Raw genomic sequence first — 20,544 nt, forward strand, 5'->3', positions numbered from 1 at the left:
GGATAAGATCGATCATTATAGCCCAACATCGCGCAGCAGGTCGCGCAGTTCCTGCGTCGTGCCGACCAGATGCTGCGCTTGCCACTCGGCCGGCGCGACGCCGTCACCGCAATAGCCGTACGCGGCCGCGACCGTCGCCATCCCCGCCGCGCTGCCGGCCTGGATGTCGCGAAGATCGTCGCCGACGTAGACGATGCGTTCCGGCGCGAGCGTCATTTGTTCCGCCGCATGCAACAGCGGGGCCGGATGCGGTTTCGAGTGCGGCGTTGTGTCGCCCCCGACGATGCAGGCCGCGCGCGGCGCGAGGCCGAGCAGGTCGGCGAGCGGCGCGGTGAGGCGCATCGCCTTGTTCGTGACGATGCCCCAGCGCACGCCGCGCGCATCGAGTTCGTCGAGCACGTCGCCGATGCCGGGGAACAGCACCGTGTGCACGCAGATGTCGGTCGCGTAATTGGTCAGGAACTCGTCGCGCATCGCGTCGTAGCCGGGCGATTGCGGGTCGATGCCGAATGCTCCGCCGAGCAGGCCGCGCGCGCCGGCCGATGCCAGCGGCCGCAGCACGTCGAGCGACGTTTCGGGCAGGCCGCGCACGCGCTGCATCTTGTGGACTGCAGCGGCGAGATCGGGCGCCGTGTCGGCGAGCGTGCCGTCGAGGTCGAACAGCACGGCATCGCAGTGCAGCAGGCGCGGCGCGTCGAATGCAGGCCGCTCGGTCGAAAGGGGAATCGTCATGCCGGTCGGAGGGTCACGCGCCGCGGCGGCACGCGACGAGATAGTTGATGTCGGTGTCGTTCGACAGCGCGAAGCGCTTGCCGATCGGATGATAGGTAATGCCCTTGATCTCCACGATGTGCAGATCGGTCCCGCGAATGAAGCTCGCCAGTTCCGACGGACGGATGAAGCGCGCGTAGTCGTGGGTGCCTTTCGGCAGCATCTGCGCGATGTACTCGGCGCCGATCACCGCGAACAGGTAGGACTTCAGGTTGCGGTTCAGCGTGGAGAAGAACACCCAGCCACCCGGCTTCACGAGCGTCGCGCACGCGGCGACGACGCCGGCCGGCGACGGCACGTGCTCGAGCATCTCCATGCAGGTGACGACGTCGTAAGTGCCCGGCTCGCGTTCGGCGATCGCTTCGGCGGCGATCGCCTCGTAGTCGACCGTGATGCCGCTTTCGAGGCTGTGCAGGTCGGCGACTCCGAGCGCTTCGGTCGACAGGTCGATGCCTTTCACCTGGGCGCCGAGCCCGGCCATCGATTCGGACAGGATGCCACCGCCGCAGCCGATATCGAGTGCGCGCTTGCCGGCGAGGTGCGCATGCGAATCGATCCAGCCGAGCCGGACCGGATTCAGGTCGTGCAAGGGTTTGAATTCGGCATTCGGGTCCCACCACCGATGGGCGAGGTCGCTGAATTTCTGGAGTTCGTGCGGATCGGCGTTGGTCATGTCGGCAAACGGGCTACGGAAGGGGGCGGTGCGTCGGTACGTCAGCCCCGAGTATATAAGGGGGCGCACAACGAGGCCAGCGAGCGCCAGGACGGGTGTCAAAGAAAAAGCCCCGCCGGAGCGGGGCTTTGAAGCAGTCGAAAACCGCGGCTTACTGCGCCGGAACGGTCGTCTTCTGGACTTCTTGCGTACCGACCACTTCGACTTCCACGCGGCGGTCCGGTGCGAGGCAGGCGATCAGTTGCTTGCGGTTCTTCTGGTTGCAGCCGGTCGTGACCGGGTTGCGCTTGCCCTTGCCTTCCGTGTAGATCTTGTTGGCCGGGACACCCTTGCTGACCAGGTACGACTTGACGGCTTGCGCACGGCGCAGCGACAGACGGTCGTTGTACTTGTCCGAACCGATGCGGTCCGTGTAGCCCGTAGCGACGACCACTTCCGTGTTCATGCCCTGGATCTTCGAAGCCAGTTCGTCCAGCTTTTGCTTGCCCAGCGGCTTGAGCGTTGCCTTGTCGAAGTCGAACAGTGCGTCGGCTTGGTACGTGATCTTCTGGCTCGTGATGGCCGGAGCAACCGGAGCGACCGGCGGCTGCGGTGCCTGGGCGACCAGTGCGCCATCGCACTTCGCGTTGGCGGTGGCCGGCGTCCAGAACGCGTCACGCCAGCAGAGCTCGTTCGTGCCGTTCATCCACACCCATTCGCCCGTACCGTTCACCCAGTTGTCGTTGACGGCTTGACGCGACGCCGGCACCGACTGTGCCGAAGCGGATGCAGCCATAACTGCGGTAGCTGCAATGAACGCGAGCTTTGAAAGTTTATTCATATTTCTCCTCTCGAAATTGAGATTACCGCAGGTTTACTGCGAGCCTGTTGACGGTGACAAGTCATACATTGCTCGAAGTATAACATTGGTGCGGCACAAAAAACGCGGCACCGCTCTGTGTAGACTTCGAGCAGCGTCTAACTTTCAGTGCGTTGGCATTTTGCCATATCGTTCCCTTCCTACGAAAAAAAATCCTCCCCACCCCAAGATCGCTTCAACTTTGTGGTGCATGCGCAACACCCGCCTGCCGTAACTTTTAGAGATTGTCAAGAGCGTGTCCGCGAAATTGCATGAAGGGCGGCAAGGGTTTACGCGCGTGCGTGACAAGGAGCCGGGCGACGCCCAAGCCTTCTGAAGGGGCGCGATCATGGCCGGTTCGGGTGCCTTTTCCATGGGCGGCGATTTTTGCTGTTTACATATAGAGGGGGTGGCGAATTGGCGGTCGATGGGCGCATGTTAGAATCTCGCGTTGCGTTGCGCATGCAGCGCCCACGCGAAAGGCGTTCGCCGTCTTCGCTCCGAAACGATACGGATACATGGATCAATTCGCCAAAGAGACCCTGCCCACCTCCCTAGAGGAGGAAATGCGCCGTTCGTATCTCGATTACGCGATGAGCGTGATCGTCGGACGTGCCCTTCCGGATGTCCGCGATGGCCTGAAGCCCGTGCACCGGCGCGTACTGTTCGCGATGCACGAACTGAACAACGACTGGAACCGCGCGTACAAGAAATCGGCGCGTATCGTCGGTGACGTGATCGGTAAGTATCACCCTCACGGCGATACCGCGGTGTACGACACGATCGTGCGGATGGCGCAGGACTTCTCGCTGCGCTACATGCTGATCGACGGACAGGGCAACTTCGGCTCGATCGACGGCGACAATGCCGCGGCGATGCGTTACACCGAAATTCGCATGGCGAAGATCGGTCACGAACTGCTCGCCGACATCGACAAGGAAACGGTCGACTTCGAGCCGAACTACGACGGCAACGAGATGCAGCCGGCGGTCCTGCCGTCGCGCATCCCGAACCTGCTGATCAACGGCTCGTCGGGTATCGCGGTCGGCATGGCGACCAACATCCCGCCGCACAACCTGAACGAAGTCGTCGACGCGTGCCAGCACCTGCTGAACAACCCGGAAGCGACGATCGACGAGCTGATCGAGATCATCCCGGCGCCGGACTTCCCGACGGCCGGCATCATCTATGGTGTCGCCGGCGTGCGCGACGGCTATCGCACCGGGCGCGGCCGCGTCGTGATGCGCGCGGCCACGCACTTCGAGGAGATCGACCGCGGCCAGCGGATGGCGATCATCGTCGACGAGCTGCCGTACCAGGTGAACAAGCGCTCGCTGCTCGAGCGCATCGCAGAGCTCGTCAACGAGAAGAAGCTCGAGGGCATCTCCGACATCCGCGACGAGTCCGACAAGAGCGGCATGCGCGTCGTGATCGAGCTGAAGCGCGGCGAAGTGCCCGAAGTGGTGCTGAACAACCTGTACAAGGCGACGCAGCTGCAGGACACGTTCGGCATGAACATGGTCGCGCTGGTCGACGGCCAGCCGAAGCTGCTCAACCTGAAGGAAATCCTGCAGTGCTTCCTGTCGCATCGACGCGAAGTGCTGACGCGCCGCACGATCTACGAACTGCGCAAGGCGCGCGAGCGCGGCCACGTGCTCGAAGGTCTCGCGGTCGCGCTCGCGAACATCGACGAGTTCATCGCGATCATCAAGGCAGCGCCGACGCCGCCGATCGCGAAGCAGGAGCTGATGGCGAAGCCGTGGGATTCGTCGCTCGTGCGCGAGATGCTGACGCGCGCCGAGACCGAGAATGCGGCGGCGGGCGGCCGCTCCGCGTACCGTCCGGAAGGCCTGAACCCGGCGTTCGGGATGCAGGCCGACGGGCTGTACCGTCTGTCCGACACGCAGGCGCAGGAAATCCTGCAGATGCGTCTGCAGCGCCTGACCGGTCTCGAGCAGGACAAGATCATCGGCGAGTACCGCGAAGTGATGGCGCAAATCGCAGACCTGCTGGACATCCTCGCGCGCCCCGAGCGGATCACGACGATGATCGGCGAGGAGCTGACGACGGTGAAGGCCGAATTCGGCGACGCACGCCGCTCGAAGATCGAGCTGAACGCGACCGAATTGAATACCGAAGACCTGATCACGCCGCAGGACATGGTCGTCACGATGTCGCACGCGGGCTACGTGAAGTCGCAGCCGCTGTCCGAGTATCGCGCGCAGAAGCGCGGCGGCCGCGGCAAGCAGGCGACGCAGATGAAGGAAGACGACTGGATCGAGACGCTGTTCATCGCGAACACCCACGACTACATCCTGTGCTTCTCGAACCGCGGCCGCGTGTACTGGGTCAAGGTCTATGAAGTGCCGCAGGGTTCGCGTAACTCGCGCGGCCGTCCGATCGTCAACATGTTCCCGCTGCAGGACGGCGAGAAGATCAACGTCGTGCTGCCGGTCAAGGAATTCTCGGCCGACAAGTTCGTGTTCATGGCGACGTCGCTCGGCACCGTGAAGAAGACGCCGCTCGAGGCATTCAGCCGCCCGATGAAGAAGGGCATCATCGCGGTCGGTCTCGACGAGGGCGACTTCCTGATCGGTGCATCGATCACCGATGGCGCGCACGACGTGATGCTGTTCTCGGACGCCGGCAAGGCCGTGCGCTTCGACGAGAACGACGTGCGCCCGATGGGCCGGGAAGCGCGCGGCGTGCGTGGCATGCAGCTCGAGGACGGGCAGCAGGTCATCGCGCTGCTGGTTGCCGGCAGCGAGGAGCAGACCGTGCTCACCGCGACCGAGAATGGCTACGGCAAGCGCACGCCGATCACCGAGTACACGCGTCACGGCCGCGGCACGAAGGGGATGATCGCAATCCAGACGTCGGAGCGCAACGGCAAGGTCGTCGCCGCCACGCTCGTCGACGCCGAGGATCAGATCATGCTGATCACGACAGCCGGCGTGTTGATTCGTACCCGCGTGTCTGAGATTCGCGAGATGGGACGTGCCACGCAAGGTGTTACACTCATCAGTCTCGATGAGGGTACCAAGCTCTCCGGCCTGCAGCAGATCGCAGAAGCCGAAGAGGGCGATGGCGAGGCCGACGAGGCGTCGGACGGCGAAGCCTGAAGAGCGGATGAGACTCGAGCCGCCGCGCGCGCCAGGCGCCGCGGTCGGCGAGCAACCATTCATATTTCCAAAAGGGAGTGATGATGCAAAAGCAATTCAAGCAACTGGTTCTGCTGGCTGCACTGGTGCCGACGTTCGCGATGGCGCAAGCGCTGTCGAATTCCGCACCGGCTGCGACCGCGGCAGCTGCGCCGATCGACGCCGACAAGAAGGCTGCGATCAAGGATCTGCTCGACGCGATCGACGCGCCGAAGCTCGTGTCGGCTATCGGCAACAGCGCCGAGATGCAGGCAAAGCAGCTCGTGCCGGCGATCCTGTCGGACGCGCTGTCGGAAAACAAGACGCTGAACGACAAGCAAAAGCAAGCCGCCGTGCCGACGCTGCAAAAGAACGCGGTGCCGAAGCTGGTTGACGGCGCGGGCAAGGTGTTCGGCACGCAACAGTTCCAGAGCGACGCGATGTCGGCTCAGTACGACGCCTACGCGAAGTACTACAGCACGTCGGAGATCAAGGATCTGACGACGTTCTACAAGAGCCCGACGGGCCGCAAGTTCATCCAGGTTCAGGATCAGGTCGGCCGCGACGTGGTCAACGGCCTGATGCAGAAGTACATGCCGCAAGCGATCCAGGCAACGCGCGCACAGGCTGACAAGGAAGTCGCGGCAGTCAAGCCGGGCAAGTAAGCCGTCCGGGCACGCCGCCCGGCCGTTCGGCCGGGTTTGGCGGGAGCCTGATGACAGTGCGATAATGGCCGTTTGCGCGCGAGCGCAAGCGGCCATTCTTTTTCTGGCGCGGTTCTTTCTGCCGGCGGCAAGCCGGTCGCGTCCCTCCCGAGGTTTTCACGATGCGCGTCTTTAATTTCTCCGCCGGTCCTGCGGCGCTCCCCGAGGAAGTGCTGCGGCAGGCCGCCGACGAAATGCTCGACTGGCACGGCAGCGGCATGAGCGTGATGGAGATGAGCCATCGCGGCAAGGAATTCATGTCGATCCACGAGGCAGCGCTGACCGACCTGCGCGAGCTGCTCGATGTGCCGGCCAGCCACCGGATCCTGTTCCTGCAGGGCGGCGGCATTGCCGAGAACGCAATCGTGCCGATGAACCTGCTCGGTTCGCGCAAGACCGCCGACTTCGTCGTGACGGGCTCGTGGTCGCAGAAGTCGTTCAACGAAGCGAAGAAATACGGCACGCCGCATCTGGCCGCATCCGGCAAGACGGCCGACGGTTTCACGCGCGCACCCGCCCGCGCCGAATGGCAGCTGTCGGACGATCCGGCCTACGTGCATCTGTGCACGAACGAGACGATCGACGGCGTCGAGACGTTCGAGATTCCCGACCTCGGCGACGTGCCGCTCGTCGCGGACGTGTCGTCGCACATCCTGTCCCGTCCGATGGACGTCGCGAAGTACGGCGTGCTGTTCGGCGGCGCGCAGAAGAACATCGGGATGGCCGGCGTGACGGTCGTGATCGTTCGCGAGGACCTGCTCGATCGCGCGCTGTCGATCTGCCCGTCCGCATTCGAATGGAAGACGGTCGCCGCGAACAACTCGCTGTACAACACACCGCCCACGTATGCGATCTACATCGCGGGCCTCGTGTTCCAGTGGCTGAAGCGGCAGGGTGGCCTCGAGGCGATCGAGGCGCGCAATATCGAGAAAGCGAAGCTGCTCTACGACACGATCGATGCGAGCAGCTTCTATTTGAACAAGGTCGAGCCGGCGGTGCGTTCGCGTATGAACGTGCCCTTTTTCCTGGCCGACGAAACGCGCAACGAAGACTTCCTTGCCGGCGCAAAGGCGCGCGGGCTGCTGCAGCTGAAGGGCCACAAGTCCGTCGGCGGCATGCGGGCGTCGATCTACAACGCGGTGCCGCTCGAGGGCGTGAAGGCGCTCGTCGAGTACATGAAGGACTTCGAACAGCGCGGCGCCTGAGCGCGCGCTGTTCAAACAGCACGGCAACTACGCATGGACGACGAACTGAATTCCCGCCTGAAACCGCTGCGCGACCGCATCGACGCGATCGACGCGCAGCTGATCGCGCTCCTCAACCAGCGCGCCGCGGTGGCGCTCGAGGTGGGCGAGGTCAAGAAGCATTTCAACGCGCCGGTGTTCCGGCCGGAGCGTGAGCTGCAGGTGATCGCGCGCCTGCAGGACATGAGCGCGGGGCCGCTCGCGAGCGAACACATCAGCGCCATCTGGCGCGAGATCATGGCCGCGAGCCGCGCGCTCGAACAGACGATCCACGTCGCGTTCCTCGGGCCGGTCGGCACATATAGCGAACAGGCGATGTTCGAGTATTTCGGCCAGTCCATCGAAGGGCTGCCGTGTCCGTCGATCGACGAGGTATTCCGCTCGGTCGAGGCGGGCGCGTCCGCATTCGGCATCGCGCCGGTCGAGAACTCGACCGAAGGCGCGGTGTCGCGCACGCTCGACCTGCTGCTGCAGACGCAGTTGCTGATCAGCGGCGAACTCGCGCTGCCGATCCATCACAACCTGCTCACGCAGAGCGGCACGCTCGACGGCGTGACGCGCGTCTGCGCGCATGCGCAGGCGCTCGCGCAATGCCAGCAGTGGCTTTCCGCGAACGCGCCGCAGCTCGAGCGGCAAGCGGTGTCGAGCAATGCGGAGGCCGCGCGTCTCGCGGCGGCGGACCCGAGCGTCGCGGCGATCGCTGGCGACCGCGCGGCCGCACACTACGGCCTGCAGATCGCGTTCTCGCTGATTCAGGACGATCCGCACAATCGCACGCGCTTCGTGATCGTCGGCAAGCAGCCGGCCGGGCAGAGCGGTCACGACCAGACGTCGCTGATCGTGTCGGTGAAGAACGAGCCGGGCGCGGTGTTCAAGCTGCTCGAGCCGCTCGCGCGGCACGGTGTGTCGATGACGCGCTTCGAGTCGCGTCCGGCGCGGGTCGGCACGTGGGAGTATTACTTCTACATCGACATCGAAGGGCACCGGGACGAACCAGCCGTGGCCGCCGCGCTTGCGGAGCTCGGCCAGAAGGCCGCGTTCCTGAAGATACTCGGTTCGTATCCGCGCGCGCGCTGACGCGTAGCGGCCCGTCGCCAGCACCGAGCAGGCGGCGCGGCGAAGCGGGCAGGGCAGGCCGGGCGGCGCTGCCCAAGGCGGGTTCGGGCGGTATCCGGTGCAGGTCGCGCCGGGTGCGGGCCCGTTGCCCGGAATCTGGACTTCCGTGCGTGGGGCGTCGTTCCGCGCGCGTCACTTGGCTCTTGTCGTGTCAGGCTTTGCATTCAACAAACTTGTCATCTTTGGCGTCGGCCTGATCGGCGGATCGCTGGCGCGCGCCCTGCGCGAGCGCGCACCGGGCGGTGCGGGCGAAGTTGTCGGCGTCGGTCGTTCGCGTGCGTCGGTCGAGCGCGCCCTCGCGCTCGGCGTGATCGATCGCGCAGCGGCGCTCGACGACGATGCGCAGCTGCGCGACGCGCTCGCCGGCGCCGATCTCGTGTTGCTGGCCGCGCCGGTCGCGCAAACGGGCCCGCTGCTCGCGCGCATCGCGCCGTGGCTCGACGCTGCGACGATCGTCACCGACGCTGGCAGCACGAAGTCCGACGTCGTCACGGCGGCACGCGATGTGCTCGGTGCGCGGATCGCGCAATTCGTGCCGGGCCATCCGATCGCCGGGCGCGAATCGAGCGGCGTCGAGGCCGCGCTGCCGGATCTGTACGTCGGTCGCAACGTCGTGCTGTGTCCGCTGCCGGAGAATGCGCCCGAAGCGGTCGCACGGATCGATGCGATGTGGCGGGCGACCGGCGCCGACGTGCGCACGATGAGCGCGGCGCAGCACGATCGCGTGTTTGCGTCGATCAGTCATCTGCCTCATGTGCTGTCGTTCGCGCTCGTCGAGCAGATACTCGGCGAGGCGGATGCCGAACTGAAATTCTCGTACGCGGCGGGTGGCTTCCGCGACTTCACGCGGATCGCGGCGTCGAGCCCGGAAATGTGGCGCGACGTGTGTGTCGCGAATCGCGCGGCGCTGCTCGATGAGCTCGACGGCTACACGCGCGTGCTCGCCCGGCTGCGTGCGGCGATCGACGTCGGCGATGGCGCGGCGCTCGAAGCCGTGTTCACGCGCTCGCGCGCTGCACGCAAGGCATGGCAGGAACGTGGCGCGCAGCCCGCTGCCGAACCGGTCAAGAAATAACAGGAAACAGGACGATTCCCATGGACTATCTCGATCTCGGCCCGTATTCCAGCGCATCGGGCACCGTGCGCCTGCCCGGCTCGAAAAGCATCTCGAACCGCGTGCTGCTGCTCGCGGCGCTTGCCGAAGGCGATACGACGATCACCAACCTGCTGGATTCCGACGACACGCGCGTGATGCTCGACGCGCTCGGCAAGCTCGGTGTGAAGCTCGCGCGCGAGGGTGACACCTGTGTCGTCACCGGCACGCGCGGCGCGTTCACCGCGAAGACCGCCGATCTGTTCCTCGGCAACGCGGGCACCGCGGTGCGACCGTTGACGGCGGCGCTCGCGGTCAACGGCGGCGACTATCGCGTGCACGGCGTGCCGCGCATGCACGAGCGGCCGATCGGCGATCTCGTCGACGGCCTGCGGCAGATCGGCGCGCAGATCGACTACGAGCAAAACGAAGGCTTTCCGCCGCTGCGGATCAAACCTGCGGCGATCACGGTCGACGCACCGATCCGCGTGCGCGGCGACGTGTCGAGCCAGTTCCTCACCGCGCTGCTGATGACGCTGCCGCTCGTGAAGGCGAAGGACGGCAGGATCGTCGTCGAAGTCGATGGCGAACTGATCTCGAAGCCGTACATCGACATCACGATCCGGCTGATGGCTCGCTTCGGCGTGACCGTCGAGCGCGACGGCTGGCAGCGCTTCGTCGTGCCGGCCGGCGTCCGCTACCGTTCGCCGGGGCGCATCATGGTCGAGGGCGATGCGTCGTCGGCCTCGTACTTCCTCGCGGCCGGCGCGCTCGGCGGCGGCCCGCTGCGCGTCGAGGGCGTGGGGCGCGCGAGCATCCAGGGCGACGTCGGCTTCGCGAATGCGCTGATGCAGATGGGTGCGAACGTATCGATGGGCGACGACTGGATCGAGGTGCGCGGCATCGGCCACGACCACGGCAAGCTCGAGCCGATCGACATGGATTTCAACCTGATTCCCGACGCGGCGATGACCATCGCGGTCGCGGCGCTGTTCGCGAGCGGCACGAGCACGCTGCGCAACATCGCGAGCTGGCGCGTGAAGGAAACCGACCGCATCGCCGCGATGGCGACCGAACTGCGCAAGGTCGGCGCGATCGTCGAGGAAGGCCCCGACTATCTGGTCGTCACGCCGCCGCAACGGCTCACGCCGAATGCAGCGATCGACACGTACGACGATCACCGGATGGCGATGTGCTTCTCGCTCGTCAGCCTGGGCGGCGTGCCCGTGCGTATCAACGATCCGAAGTGCGTCGGCAAGACGTTCCCCGACTATTTCGACCGCTTCGCCGCGCTCGCCAAAGCCTGACCCGACAGTTCCGATGAAATCGACCCGACCCTTTCACCCGACCCCCGTCATCACGATCGACGGTCCGACTGCTTCCGGCAAGGGGACCGTCGCGGCGCTCGTCGCCGCGCATCTGGGCTTCCACCTGCTCGACAGCGGCGCGCTGTACCGTCTTGCGGCGCTCGCGAGCGTGCGCTACGGCATCGCGGCGGAGGATATCGATGCGCTCGTGAAGCTGATCGACGATCTTCACATCACGTTCCGCGAGGGCTGCGCGCAGCTCGACGGCGTCGACGTGTCGAACGACATCCGCGCCGAAGCGGTTGGCAACCGCGCGTCGGCGATTGCCGTGCACGCGCCGGTGCGCACCGCGCTCGTCGCGCGCCAGCGCGCGTTTCGCAAGACGCCGGGCCTCGTCGCCGACGGCCGCGACATGGGCACCGTGATCTTCCCGGACGCCGTGCTGAAGGTGTTCCTGACGGCCAGTGCCGAGGCGCGCGCGGCCAGACGGCATAAGCAATTGATGCAAAAAGGTTTTTCTGCTAATATAGATAACTTGCTCCAGGATCTTCGTGAACGTGACGCGCGCGACAGCAATCGCGCGGCCGCGCCGCTGAAGCCTGCGGCAGATGCCAAGCTGCTCGATACGTCGGCGCTTTCGGTCGATGAAGCAGTCGACCAGGTGCTGCAGTGGTACCGGGCGCTCGGTCAGCCGGCCTGAGAAGGCGGGCAGCAGTAGGTGCCTCGCGCGAGAAGCGCGGAGCGTGTTTCGAACCCTTAACCCCGTGTGGCTTCGATCTGGCCCTTTCAGCCTGCCATTCCGGCCGGCGTGGCACAGCGATCCATGCACAATCAGATTTTTATGTCCGACCTGCAAACCTCCACCCCGAATACCGAATCCTTTGCGGCTCTGTTCGAAGAGTCGCTGACCCGCCAAGACATGCGCGCCGGCGAAGTGATTTCCGCCGAAGTCGTGCGCGTCGACCACAACTTCGTGGTCGTCAATGCAGGCCTGAAGTCCGAGGCTTACATTCCGATCGAGGAATTCCTGAACGATCAGGGCGAGGTTGAGGTGCAGTCGGGCGATTTCGTGTCCGTCGCGATCGACGCACTCGAAAACGGCTACGGCGACACGATCCTGTCGCGCGACAAGGCGAAGCGCCTGGCATCGTGGCTGTCGCTGGAAAAGGCCCTCGACAACAACGAACTCGTCACCGGCACGATCACCGGCAAGGTGAAGGGCGGCATGACCGTGATGGTCAACGGCATCCGCGCGTTCCTGCCGGGTTCGCTGGTCGACACGCGTCCGGTCAAGGACACGACCCCGTACGAAGGCAAGACGCTCGAGTTCCGCGTGATCAAGCTCGATCGCAAGCGTAACAACGTCGTGCTGTCGCGTCGTGCAGTGATCGAGGCAACGCAAGGCGAAGAGCGCGCGAAGCTGCTCGAGACGCTGAAGGAAGGCGCGATCGTCAACGGCGTGGTCAAGAACATCACCGACTACGGCGCATTCGTCGACCTCGGCGGCATCGACGGCCTGCTGCACATCACCGACATCGCATGGCGTCGTGTGCGTCACCCGAGCGAAGTCCTGTCGGTTGGCCAGGAAGTCACTGCGAAGATCCTCAAGTTCGATCAAGAGAAGAACCGCGTCTCGCTGGGCATCAAGCAACTGGGCGACGATCCGTGGGAAGGCATCTCGCGCCGTTACCCGTCGGGCACGCGCCTGTTCGGCAAGGTCACGAACATCACCGACTACGGCGCATTCGTCGAAGTGGAATCGGGCATCGAAGGCCTCGTCCACGTGTCGGAAATGGACTGGACCAACAAGAACGTTGCTCCGTCGAAGGTTGTCCAGCTGGGCGACGAAGTCGAAGTCATGGTCCTCGAGATCGACGAAGACCGTCGTCGTATCAGCCTCGGCATGAAGCAGTGCAAGCCGAATCCGTGGGATGACTTCAGCCGCAACTTCAAGAAGGGCGACAAGATCACGGGCGCAATCAAGTCGATCACCGACTTCGGCGTGTTCATCGGTCTGCCGGGCGGCATCGACGGCCTGGTCCACCTGTCGGACCTGTCGTGGAGCGAAGCCGGCGAAGAAGCCGTTCGCAAGTACAAGAAGGGCGACGAAGTCGAAGCGATCGTGCTCGGCATCGACGTCGAGAAGGAGCGTATTTCGCTCGGCATCAAGCAGCTCGAAGGCGACCCGTTCAGCAACTACGTTGCGATGAACGACAAGGGTTCGATCGTCGACGGCGTGGTGAAGTCGGTCGATGCGAAGGGCGCTGTCGTCACGCTGACGGGCGACGTCGAAGGCTACCTGCGTGCATCGGAAATCTCGCAGGATCGCGTCGAAGACGCACGCAACGTGCTGAAGGAAGGCGACAAGGTCAACGCGATGGTGATCAACATCGATCGCAAGTCGCGTGGCATCAACCTGTCGATCAAGGCGAAGGATTCGGCTGAACAACAGGAAGCGATCCGCGGCCTGCAGTCGGACACCAGCGCTGCTGCGACCGGTACGACCAACCTCGGCGCGCTGCTGAAGGCGAAGCTCGACGGCCAGAACCAGTAAGCCTCACGAGGTCTGCTGAAGTATGACCAAATCCGAGTTGGTCGCGCAGCTGGCACTGCGATTTCCGCAACTTGTCCTCAAGGATGCGGATTTCGCGGTGAAAACGATGCTCGATGCGATGTCCGACGCCTTGTCGAAAGGGCATCGCATCGAAATTCGGGGTTTCGGCAGCTTCGGCCTCAACCGTCGCCCGGCACGCGTCGGACGCAACCCGAAGTCGGGGGAGAAGGTGCAGGTGCCCGAGAAGTTCGTGCCTCACTTCAAGCCCGGCAAGGAATTGCGTGAACGCGTCGACGGCCGCGCCGGCGAGCCGCTGAAAGCTGATGATCCGGACGACGAGCGTTGAGCGTCGTTCGGCTTGCCCGGAATCCGTCCGGCGAAGGCTGAAGAAAAAAGCGCCCCTTGTGGGCGCTTTTTTCATTTCCGGCGGCCGCGTGACAACGTGCACCCGCAGGATGTGCGGTGACGCGGAAACGCTTCCTTTACAATACGGGTCGATTCGGCGCCGCGAAGGGGAGTCGCGCGCCACGGCAAACCTCAACAAAGAGAGGGCTACATGAAGTTTATCGTCTGGCTGATCCGGGTATTGGTGTTCGTGCTGCTGCTGGTGCTCGCGCTGGCCAATACGCAAACCGCGACGCTGAATTTCGTTGCCGGCTACGCATGGCAAGCGCCGCTGATCCTGATCGGCCTCGCGTTCTTCGTCGTGGGGCTGCTGGCCGGCCTGCTGTCCGCACTGCCGGCGATCTTCCGCATGCGCCTCGAGAACGGGCGCCTGAAGCGCGATCTGCGTACGGCGCGCGAAACCCCGGCCGTCGTCGACCAGCCGCCGATGCCGCCCGTCATTTAACACGGACGCCGCGCGACCTTCGCGCGGTTTTCGTCTCTGCTTCGATATTTCGCATGGATCTGGATTTCTGGTGGTTGCTCGCGATTCCGGTGGCGTTCGCGCTCGGCTGGGCGGCGTCACGCTATGACCTGAAGAATCTCCTGTCGGAGAGCGCCAACCTGCCGCGATCGTATTTCCGCGGCCTGAACTTTCTGTTGAACGAACAACCGGACAAGGCGATCGACGCGTTCATCGAGGTCGCGAAACTCGATCCCGAGACGGTCGAGCTGCACTTCGCGCTCGGCAACCTGTTTCGCCGCCGCGGCGAAACGGACCGTGCGATCCGCGTGCATCAGAACCTGCTGAGCCGCACGGACCTGCCGGTAAACGAGCGCGACCACGCGCTGTACGAGCTCGGCCAGGATTTCCTGAAGGCCGGCCTGCTCGATCGTGCGGAGGAGGCCTTCCATCGGCTCGCCGATGGCGATTACGCGCTGGGCGCGCAGCGGGCGCTGCTGACGATCTACGAGATCGAGAAGGACTGGAACAAGTCGATCGATACGGCGAGACGCATCGAGTCGATGAGCGACAAGCCGCTCGGCACCGAAATCGCGCAGTTCCATTGCGAACTCGCGCAGGACGCGCTGCAACGCAAGAACGCCACGGATGCGGCCGAGCAACTGAAGCTCGCGCTTGCTGCGAACCCGCAGAACGTTCGCGCGACGATCCTGTCCGGCGATGCCGCGCAGGCAGCGGGCGATCACGCGGCCGCGATCGAGCACTGGAAGCGTGTCGAAGCGCAGAATCCGGCGTATCTGCCGCTCGTCGCCGACAAGCTGATGAAGGCTTACGTCGCGCTCGGCAAGCCGGTCGAGGGCGCCGAGTTGCTGATGGGCTACGTCGATCGTTATCCGTCGAACGACCTGCTCGATATTGCCTATCAGCACATCGCAGGGTTGCGCGGCCAGGAAGCGGCGCATACGCTCGCGCGTACGCAGATGGAGAAGTCGCCGAATCTGTCGGGCATGCTGCACCTGCTCGATGCGCAGATCGCGGCCGCCGACGAGCCGCGCCGTAAGGAACTTGAAATGATGCGTGCGCTGATCAAGCAGCGCACCAAGAATCTGCCACGCTATACGTGCCAGAATTGCGGTTTCCGGGCACGGCTCTTCTACTGGCAGTGCCCCGGATGCAGCGGCTGGGAAACCTATGCGCCGCGCCGCGTCGAACCTGCGATGCCGGGCTGATCCCGGCGTTCGCCGCGCAAGCGCTGCGGTTGTCGCCGGGCCCGGCCCGGCGGCCAAGTTAGTCATTTACCGGGACGTACCGGAACATCTATGAAAATCACCATCATCGGCACTGGCTATGTCGGTCTCGTCACGGGCTCCTGCCTCGCCGAGATCGGCCACGACGTCTTCTGTCTGGATGTCGATCCGCGCAAGATCGAGATCCTGAACAACGGCGGGATGCCGATTCACGAACCGGGCTTGCTGGACATCATCGCGCGCAACCGCGCGGCAGGGCGTCTGCGCTTCTCGACCGACATCGAGGCGAGCGTTGCGCACGGCGAGATCCAGTTCATCGCGGTCGGCACGCCGCCCGACGAGGACGGTTCGGCCGACCTGCAATATGTGCTCGAGGCCGCGCGCAACATCGGCCGTTACATGACCGGTTTCAAGGTGATCGTCGACAAGTCGACGGTGCCGGTCGGCACCGCGCAGCGCGTGCGCGCGGTGGTCGACGAGGCACTCGGTGCGCGCGGCCTCGCGGGCAGCGTCGCGCACCGTTTCTCGGTCGTGTCGAATCCGGAATTCCTGAAGGAAGGCGCGGCGGTCGAGGACTTCATGCGCCCGGACCGAATCATCATCGGTGTCGACGACGACGAGACGGGCACGGTGGCGCGCGAGAAGATGAAGAAGCTGTATGCGCCGTTCAACCGCAATCACGAGCGCACGATTTACATGGACGTGCGTTCGGCGGAGTTCGCGAAGTATGCGGCGAATGCGATGCTCGCGACGCGCATTTCGTTCATGAACGAAATGTCGAATCTCGCCGACAAGGTCGGTGCCGACATCGAAGCCGTGCGCCGCGGGATCGGTTCCGATCCGCGCATCGGCTATCACTTCCTGTACGCGGGCGTCGGTTACGGCGGCTCGTGCTTCCCGAAGGACGTGCAGGCGTTGATTCGCACCGCAAGCGAAAACGGTCAGCCGCTGCGCATCCTGGAGGCCGTCGAAGCGGCCAACTCCGCACAGAAGGACGTGCTGATCGGCAAGATCGAGCAGCGCTTCGGCGCAGACCTGACCGGCCGCGAATTCGCGGTCTGGGGCCTCGCGTTCAAGCCGAATACGGACGACATGCGCGAGGCGCCGAGCCGTCGGCTGATCGCCGCGCTGCTCGGGCGTGGCGCGATCGTGCGCGCGTACGATCCGGTCGCGATCGACGAGGCGCGCCGCGTGTTCGCGCTCGATCTCGGCGAGGCTTCCGACGTGTTTGCGCGCCTTCAATTCGTCGATACCCAGGACGCGGCCGTGACTGCCGCGGATGCGCTCGTGATCGTCACCGAATGGAAGGAATTCAGGAGCCCGGATTTCACGCGCCTGAAGGCCGAACTGAAGGCGCCGGTGATCTTCGACGGACGCAATCTGTACGAGCCGGACGCGATGGCCGAACTCGGCATCGACTACCATGCGATCGGGCGTCCGCATGTCGACCCCCAGTCCTCTCCCCGTGGATGAACGCACGATGACTACCCTTCGCGAAGTGGTGCCGGTACCGCGCGCGCAGCTTGCGCGTTCGCGGGTGCTTGTGGTCGGCGACGTGATGCTCGACCGCTACTGGTTCGGCAACGTCGAGCGCATTTCTCCGGAAGCGCCGGTTCCTGTCGTGCATGTGCAGCGCCAGGAAGAGCGGCTTGGCGGTGCGGCCAACGTCGCGCGCAACGCGGTGACGCTCGGCGGTCAGGCCGGGCTCCTGTGCGTGGTCGGCTGCGACGAGCCGGGCGAGCGCATCGTCGAATTGCTCGACGGTAGTGGCGTGACTCCCCATCTCGAACGCGATGCGTCACTGCCGACGACGATCAAGCTGCGCGTGCTCGCGCGCCAGCAGCAGTTGCTGCGCGTCGACTTCGAGGCGATGCCGACGCACGAGGTGCTGCTCGCCGGGCTCGCGCGATTCGATGCGCTGCTGCCGCAGCACGACGTCGTGCTGATGTCGGATTACGCGAAAGGCGGTCTGACGCACGTGACGACGATGATCGAGAAGGCGCGCGCGGCCGGCAAGCCGGTGCTCGTCGATCCGAAGGGCGGCGATTGGGCGCGCTATCGCGGCGCATCGCTCATCACGCCGAATCGTGCCGAGTTGCGCGAGGTCATCGGTCAGTGGCAATCGGAAGACGACCTGCGCGCGCGTGTCGCGAAGCTGCGTGCGGAGCTTGAGCTCGATGCGTTGCTGCTCACGCGTTCGGAAGAGGGGATGACGCTTTTTTCCGCAGCGGGCGAACTGCATGCACCGGCGCTCGCGCGCGAGGTGTATGACGTGTCCGGCGCGGGCGATACCGTGATCGCGACGGTCGCGACGATGCTCGGCGCCGGCGTGCCGCTCGTCGATGCCGTCGTGCTCGCGAATCGCGCAGCCGGCATCGTGGTCGGCAAGCTGGGTACGGCCACGGTAGACTACGACGAACTGTTTCACTGAGCGCATTCGGCGGCGCGCCGAGCGCGCCGCACGTATTTCTTGCAATTTTTCAGGCAGAACGACCATGACCATCATCGTCACCGGCGCAGCCGGTTTTATCGGCGCGAACATCGTCAAGGCGCTCAACGAGCGCGGCGAGTCGCGCATCATCGCGGTCGACAATCTGACGCGCGCGGACAAGTTCCGGAACCTCGTCGATTGCGAGATCGACGACTATCTCGACAAGACGGAATTCGTCGAGCGCTTCGCGCGCGGCGATTTCGGCAAGGTACGCGCGGTGTTCCATGAAGGCGCCTGTTCGGACACGATGGAAACCGACGGCCGCTACATGATGGACAACAACTTCCGCTATAGCCGTGCGGTGCTCGATGCGTGCCTCGCGCAGGGCGCGCAGTTCCTGTACGCGTCGTCGGCCGCGATCTACGGCGGCTCGACGCGATTCGTCGAGGAGCGCGAGGTCGAGGCGCCGCTGAACGTCTACGGCTATTCGAAGTTCCTGTTCGACCAGGTGATCCGCCGCGTGCTGCCGAGCGCGAAGAGCCAGATCGCCGGGTTCCGCTACTTCAACGTGTACGGTCCGCGCGAGACGCACAAGGGCCGCATGGCGTCGGTCGCGTTCCACAACTTCAACCAGTTCCGCGCGGAAGGCAAGGTCAAGTTGTTCGGCGAGTACAACGGTTATGCGCCGGGCGAGCAGACGCGCGACTTCGTGTCGGTCGAGGACGTCGCGAAGGTGAACCTGTTCTTCTTCGACCATCCGGAGAAATCGGGCATCTTCAACCTCGGCACCGGCCGGGCACAACCGTTCAACGACATCGCATCGACGGTCGTGAACACGCTGCGCGCACTCGACAACCTGCCGCCGCTGACGCTCGCGCAGCAGGTCGAGCAAGGGCTGATCGAATACGTGCCGTTCCCGGATGCGCTGCGCGGCAAGTACCAGTGCTTCACGCAGGCCGACCAGACGAAACTGCGTGCTGCCGGCTACGATGCGCCGTTCCTGACGGTGCAGGAAGGTGTCGACCGCTACGTGCGTTGGCTATCCGGCCAGGTTTAAGCCTGCGCGTCGCATCGCTAGACTGGGTCTCACGGTCGGCAGCCGCCGACCGATTTCATCGGAGATCCAGCACATGATCAGGAAATGGTTTGCCGCCGCCGTGATGTTCGGCGCGATCGCGTCGGCCTGGGCGGCCGTCGACGTCAACACCGCGAACGAGGATGCACTCGTCGGCATCAAGGGCATCGGTCCCGCGCGGGCGAAGGCGATTCTCGACGAGCGCGGCGCACACGGGCCGTTCAGGAATGCAGACGATCTCGCGTCGCGCGTGAAAGGCATGGGCGGCCAAACGGTCGAGCGCCTTCAGCGGGAAGGGTTGACGATCGGTGCGGCAGGCTCGGGTGCGGCGGCACCGGCCGCGGCGGCGAAGCCCGCTGCGGCACCTGCCCGCACCGCGCAGAAATAACGCACGCGAGACAAAGGGCTCCTTCAGCCGCCGTCATTGCGACGGCTTCCCGCGGCTTGCCGCGGGTTTTTTGCGTGCATGCTGCACACGCACACGCGTGAATCGTGTGGCGCATCTATTCCATCGTCGCAATGGGGTTGCCGGCGCGAGCCCCGGTGCTGGTTTACAATCAATCGATTGATCGGCCTCGCACTCACGGTATCTCCATGGCTTACAAAACTATCGAAGACACGATCGGCAACACGCCGCTCGTGCAACTGGTCCGCCTGCCGGACGACGAGATTCGCGCACGCAACAACGTGGTGCTCGCGAAGCTGGAAGGCAACAATCCGGCCGGTTCCGTGAAGGATCGTCCGGCGCTGTCGATGATCAGCAAGGCCGAGGCGCGCGGTCGCATCAAATCGGGTGATACGCTGATCGAGGCGACGAGCGGCAACACGGGCATCGCGCTCGCGATGGCAGCGGCGATCCGCGGCTACAAGATGGTGCTGATCATGCCGGAGGATCTGTCGATCGAGCGCCGCCAGAGCATGGCCGCATACGGCGCCGAAATCATCCTGACGCCGGTAAAGGGCGGGATGGAACTGGCGCGCGACCTCGCGGAGCAAATGCAGCGTGAAGGCAAGGGCGTGATCCTCGATCAGTTCGGGAACCCCGACAATCCGATCGCGCACTACGAAGGAACGGGCCCGGAGATCTGGCGCGACACCGAGGGGCGCGTCACGCACTTCGTGTCGGCGATGGGCACGACGGGCACGATCATGGGCACGTCGCGCTTTCTGAAGGAACAGAATCCGGCGATCGAGATCGTCGGCGCGCAGCCGGAAGAAGGGTCGCGCATTCCGGGCATTCGCAAGTGGCCGGAAGCCTATATGCCGACGATCTTCGATCGCAGCCGCGTCGATCGCGTCGAGAGCGTGAGCCAGGCCGCGTCCGAAACGATGGCGCGCCGGCTCGCGGCTGTCGAAGGCATCTTTGCCGGCATCTCGTCGGGTGGCGCATGCGAAGTCGCGATGCGTATCGCGCGTCAGGTCGAGAACGCGACGATCGTGTTCATCGTCTGCGATCGCGGCGACCGCTATCTGTCGACCGGCGTATTTCCTGCCTGAGCCCGAA

The 20,544-nt window shown here is 64.7% G+C and carries 19 protein-coding genes; 16 read left to right on the top strand and 3 right to left on the bottom strand.

Annotated elements, in window-relative coordinates:
• Positions 1 to 15: 15 nt before the first annotated feature.
• The 3 genes from gph to ompA form a co-directional block, all read right to left on the bottom strand.
• The gene (gene gph / locus WS46_RS13535; RefSeq protein WP_059690823.1) at positions 16 to 732 is read right to left on the bottom strand and encodes a phosphoglycolate phosphatase; all 717 of its coding nucleotides are present in this window, start codon (positions 730 to 732) and stop codon (positions 16 to 18) included.
• Between the two features lie 13 nt (positions 733 to 745).
• Positions 746 to 1,444, bottom strand: coding sequence for a bifunctional 2-polyprenyl-6-hydroxyphenol methylase/3-demethylubiquinol 3-O-methyltransferase UbiG (gene ubiG, locus WS46_RS13540; protein ID WP_059530025.1), 699 nt, complete (start codon positions 1,442 to 1,444; stop codon positions 746 to 748).
• A gap of 151 nt (positions 1,445 to 1,595) precedes the next feature.
• A complete protein-coding gene (gene ompA, locus WS46_RS13545) occupies positions 1,596 to 2,264 on the bottom strand; it encodes an outer membrane protein OmpA (RefSeq protein ID WP_006400736.1) in 669 nt (222 codons plus the stop codon).
• A gap of 536 nt (positions 2,265 to 2,800) precedes the next feature.
• On the opposite strand from ompA, the gene gyrA reads away from it, so the two are divergent.
• The 16 genes from gyrA to cysM all read left to right on the top strand — a co-directional run bounded on the left by gyrA (position 2,801) and on the right by cysM (position 20,537).
• Positions 2,801 to 5,404: a DNA gyrase subunit A gene (gene gyrA, locus WS46_RS13550; RefSeq protein WP_059690824.1), complete on the top strand. Its 2,604-nt coding sequence runs from the start codon at positions 2,801 to 2,803 to the stop codon at positions 5,402 to 5,404.
• 83 nt (positions 5,405 to 5,487) lie between these two features.
• Positions 5,488 to 6,087 carry a DUF2059 domain-containing protein gene (locus WS46_RS13555; protein WP_059448245.1) on the top strand — a complete coding sequence of 200 codons (600 nt, stop codon included), beginning with the start codon at positions 5,488 to 5,490 and terminating at the stop codon, positions 6,085 to 6,087.
• A gap of 161 nt (positions 6,088 to 6,248) precedes the next feature.
• On the top strand, positions 6,249 to 7,331 hold the full coding sequence (serC, locus tag WS46_RS13560) for a 3-phosphoserine/phosphohydroxythreonine transaminase (protein ID WP_059530019.1): 1,083 nt from the start codon (positions 6,249 to 6,251) through the stop codon (positions 7,329 to 7,331).
• A gap of 33 nt (positions 7,332 to 7,364) precedes the next feature.
• The gene (gene pheA, locus WS46_RS13565) at positions 7,365 to 8,447 is read left to right on the top strand and encodes a prephenate dehydratase (protein ID WP_059530016.1); all 1,083 of its coding nucleotides are present in this window, start codon (positions 7,365 to 7,367) and stop codon (positions 8,445 to 8,447) included.
• A gap of 187 nt (positions 8,448 to 8,634) precedes the next feature.
• A complete protein-coding gene (locus tag WS46_RS13570; protein ID WP_059690825.1) occupies positions 8,635 to 9,561 on the top strand; it encodes a prephenate dehydrogenase/arogenate dehydrogenase family protein in 927 nt (308 codons plus the stop codon).
• A 20-nt stretch (positions 9,562 to 9,581) separates the two neighbouring features.
• A complete protein-coding gene (gene aroA / locus WS46_RS13575) occupies positions 9,582 to 10,886 on the top strand; it encodes a 3-phosphoshikimate 1-carboxyvinyltransferase (protein ID WP_059530011.1) in 1,305 nt (434 codons plus the stop codon).
• 13 nt (positions 10,887 to 10,899) lie between these two features.
• Positions 10,900 to 11,586, top strand: coding sequence for a (d)CMP kinase (gene cmk / locus WS46_RS13580; protein WP_059690826.1), 687 nt, complete (start codon positions 10,900 to 10,902; stop codon positions 11,584 to 11,586).
• Positions 11,587 to 11,727: 141 nt separating this feature from the next.
• Positions 11,728 to 13,440 (top strand): 30S ribosomal protein S1, encoded by a 1,713-nt coding sequence (gene rpsA / locus WS46_RS13585; protein ID WP_059467119.1) that lies wholly within the window; start codon positions 11,728 to 11,730, stop codon positions 13,438 to 13,440.
• 22 nt (positions 13,441 to 13,462) lie between these two features.
• Positions 13,463 to 13,786 (top strand): integration host factor subunit beta, encoded by a 324-nt coding sequence (locus WS46_RS13590; protein ID WP_006750752.1) that lies wholly within the window; start codon positions 13,463 to 13,465, stop codon positions 13,784 to 13,786.
• Positions 13,787 to 13,996: 210 nt separating this feature from the next.
• Positions 13,997 to 14,290 carry a lipopolysaccharide assembly protein LapA domain-containing protein gene (locus tag WS46_RS13595; RefSeq protein ID WP_059530004.1) on the top strand — a complete coding sequence of 98 codons (294 nt, stop codon included), beginning with the start codon at positions 13,997 to 13,999 and terminating at the stop codon, positions 14,288 to 14,290.
• A 53-nt stretch (positions 14,291 to 14,343) separates the two neighbouring features.
• Positions 14,344 to 15,516, top strand: a complete 1,173-nt coding sequence (lapB, locus tag WS46_RS13600) for a lipopolysaccharide assembly protein LapB (RefSeq protein WP_059690827.1) — start codon at positions 14,344 to 14,346, stop codon at positions 15,514 to 15,516.
• Between the two features lie 90 nt (positions 15,517 to 15,606).
• The gene (locus WS46_RS13605) at positions 15,607 to 17,007 is read left to right on the top strand and encodes a UDP-glucose/GDP-mannose dehydrogenase family protein (RefSeq protein WP_059690828.1); all 1,401 of its coding nucleotides are present in this window, start codon (positions 15,607 to 15,609) and stop codon (positions 17,005 to 17,007) included.
• Positions 17,008 to 17,014: 7 nt separating this feature from the next.
• Positions 17,015 to 17,965 (top strand): D-glycero-beta-D-manno-heptose-7-phosphate kinase, encoded by a 951-nt coding sequence (gene rfaE1 / locus WS46_RS13610; RefSeq protein ID WP_156443132.1) that lies wholly within the window; start codon positions 17,015 to 17,017, stop codon positions 17,963 to 17,965.
• 64 nt (positions 17,966 to 18,029) lie between these two features.
• The gene (gene rfaD / locus WS46_RS13615; protein WP_059507155.1) at positions 18,030 to 19,022 is read left to right on the top strand and encodes an ADP-glyceromanno-heptose 6-epimerase; all 993 of its coding nucleotides are present in this window, start codon (positions 18,030 to 18,032) and stop codon (positions 19,020 to 19,022) included.
• Positions 19,023 to 19,095: 73 nt separating this feature from the next.
• The gene (locus WS46_RS13620; RefSeq protein WP_059690829.1) at positions 19,096 to 19,428 is read left to right on the top strand and encodes a helix-hairpin-helix domain-containing protein; all 333 of its coding nucleotides are present in this window, start codon (positions 19,096 to 19,098) and stop codon (positions 19,426 to 19,428) included.
• A 206-nt stretch (positions 19,429 to 19,634) separates the two neighbouring features.
• Positions 19,635 to 20,537, top strand: a complete 903-nt coding sequence (cysM, locus tag WS46_RS13625) for a cysteine synthase CysM (protein WP_059529990.1) — start codon at positions 19,635 to 19,637, stop codon at positions 20,535 to 20,537.
• Positions 20,538 to 20,544 lie beyond the last annotated feature (7 nt).

The sequence above is a fragment of the Burkholderia sp. RF4-BP95 genome (assembly GCF_001521985.1).
Lineage (GTDB): Bacteria > Pseudomonadota > Gammaproteobacteria > Burkholderiales > Burkholderiaceae > Burkholderia > Burkholderia diffusa.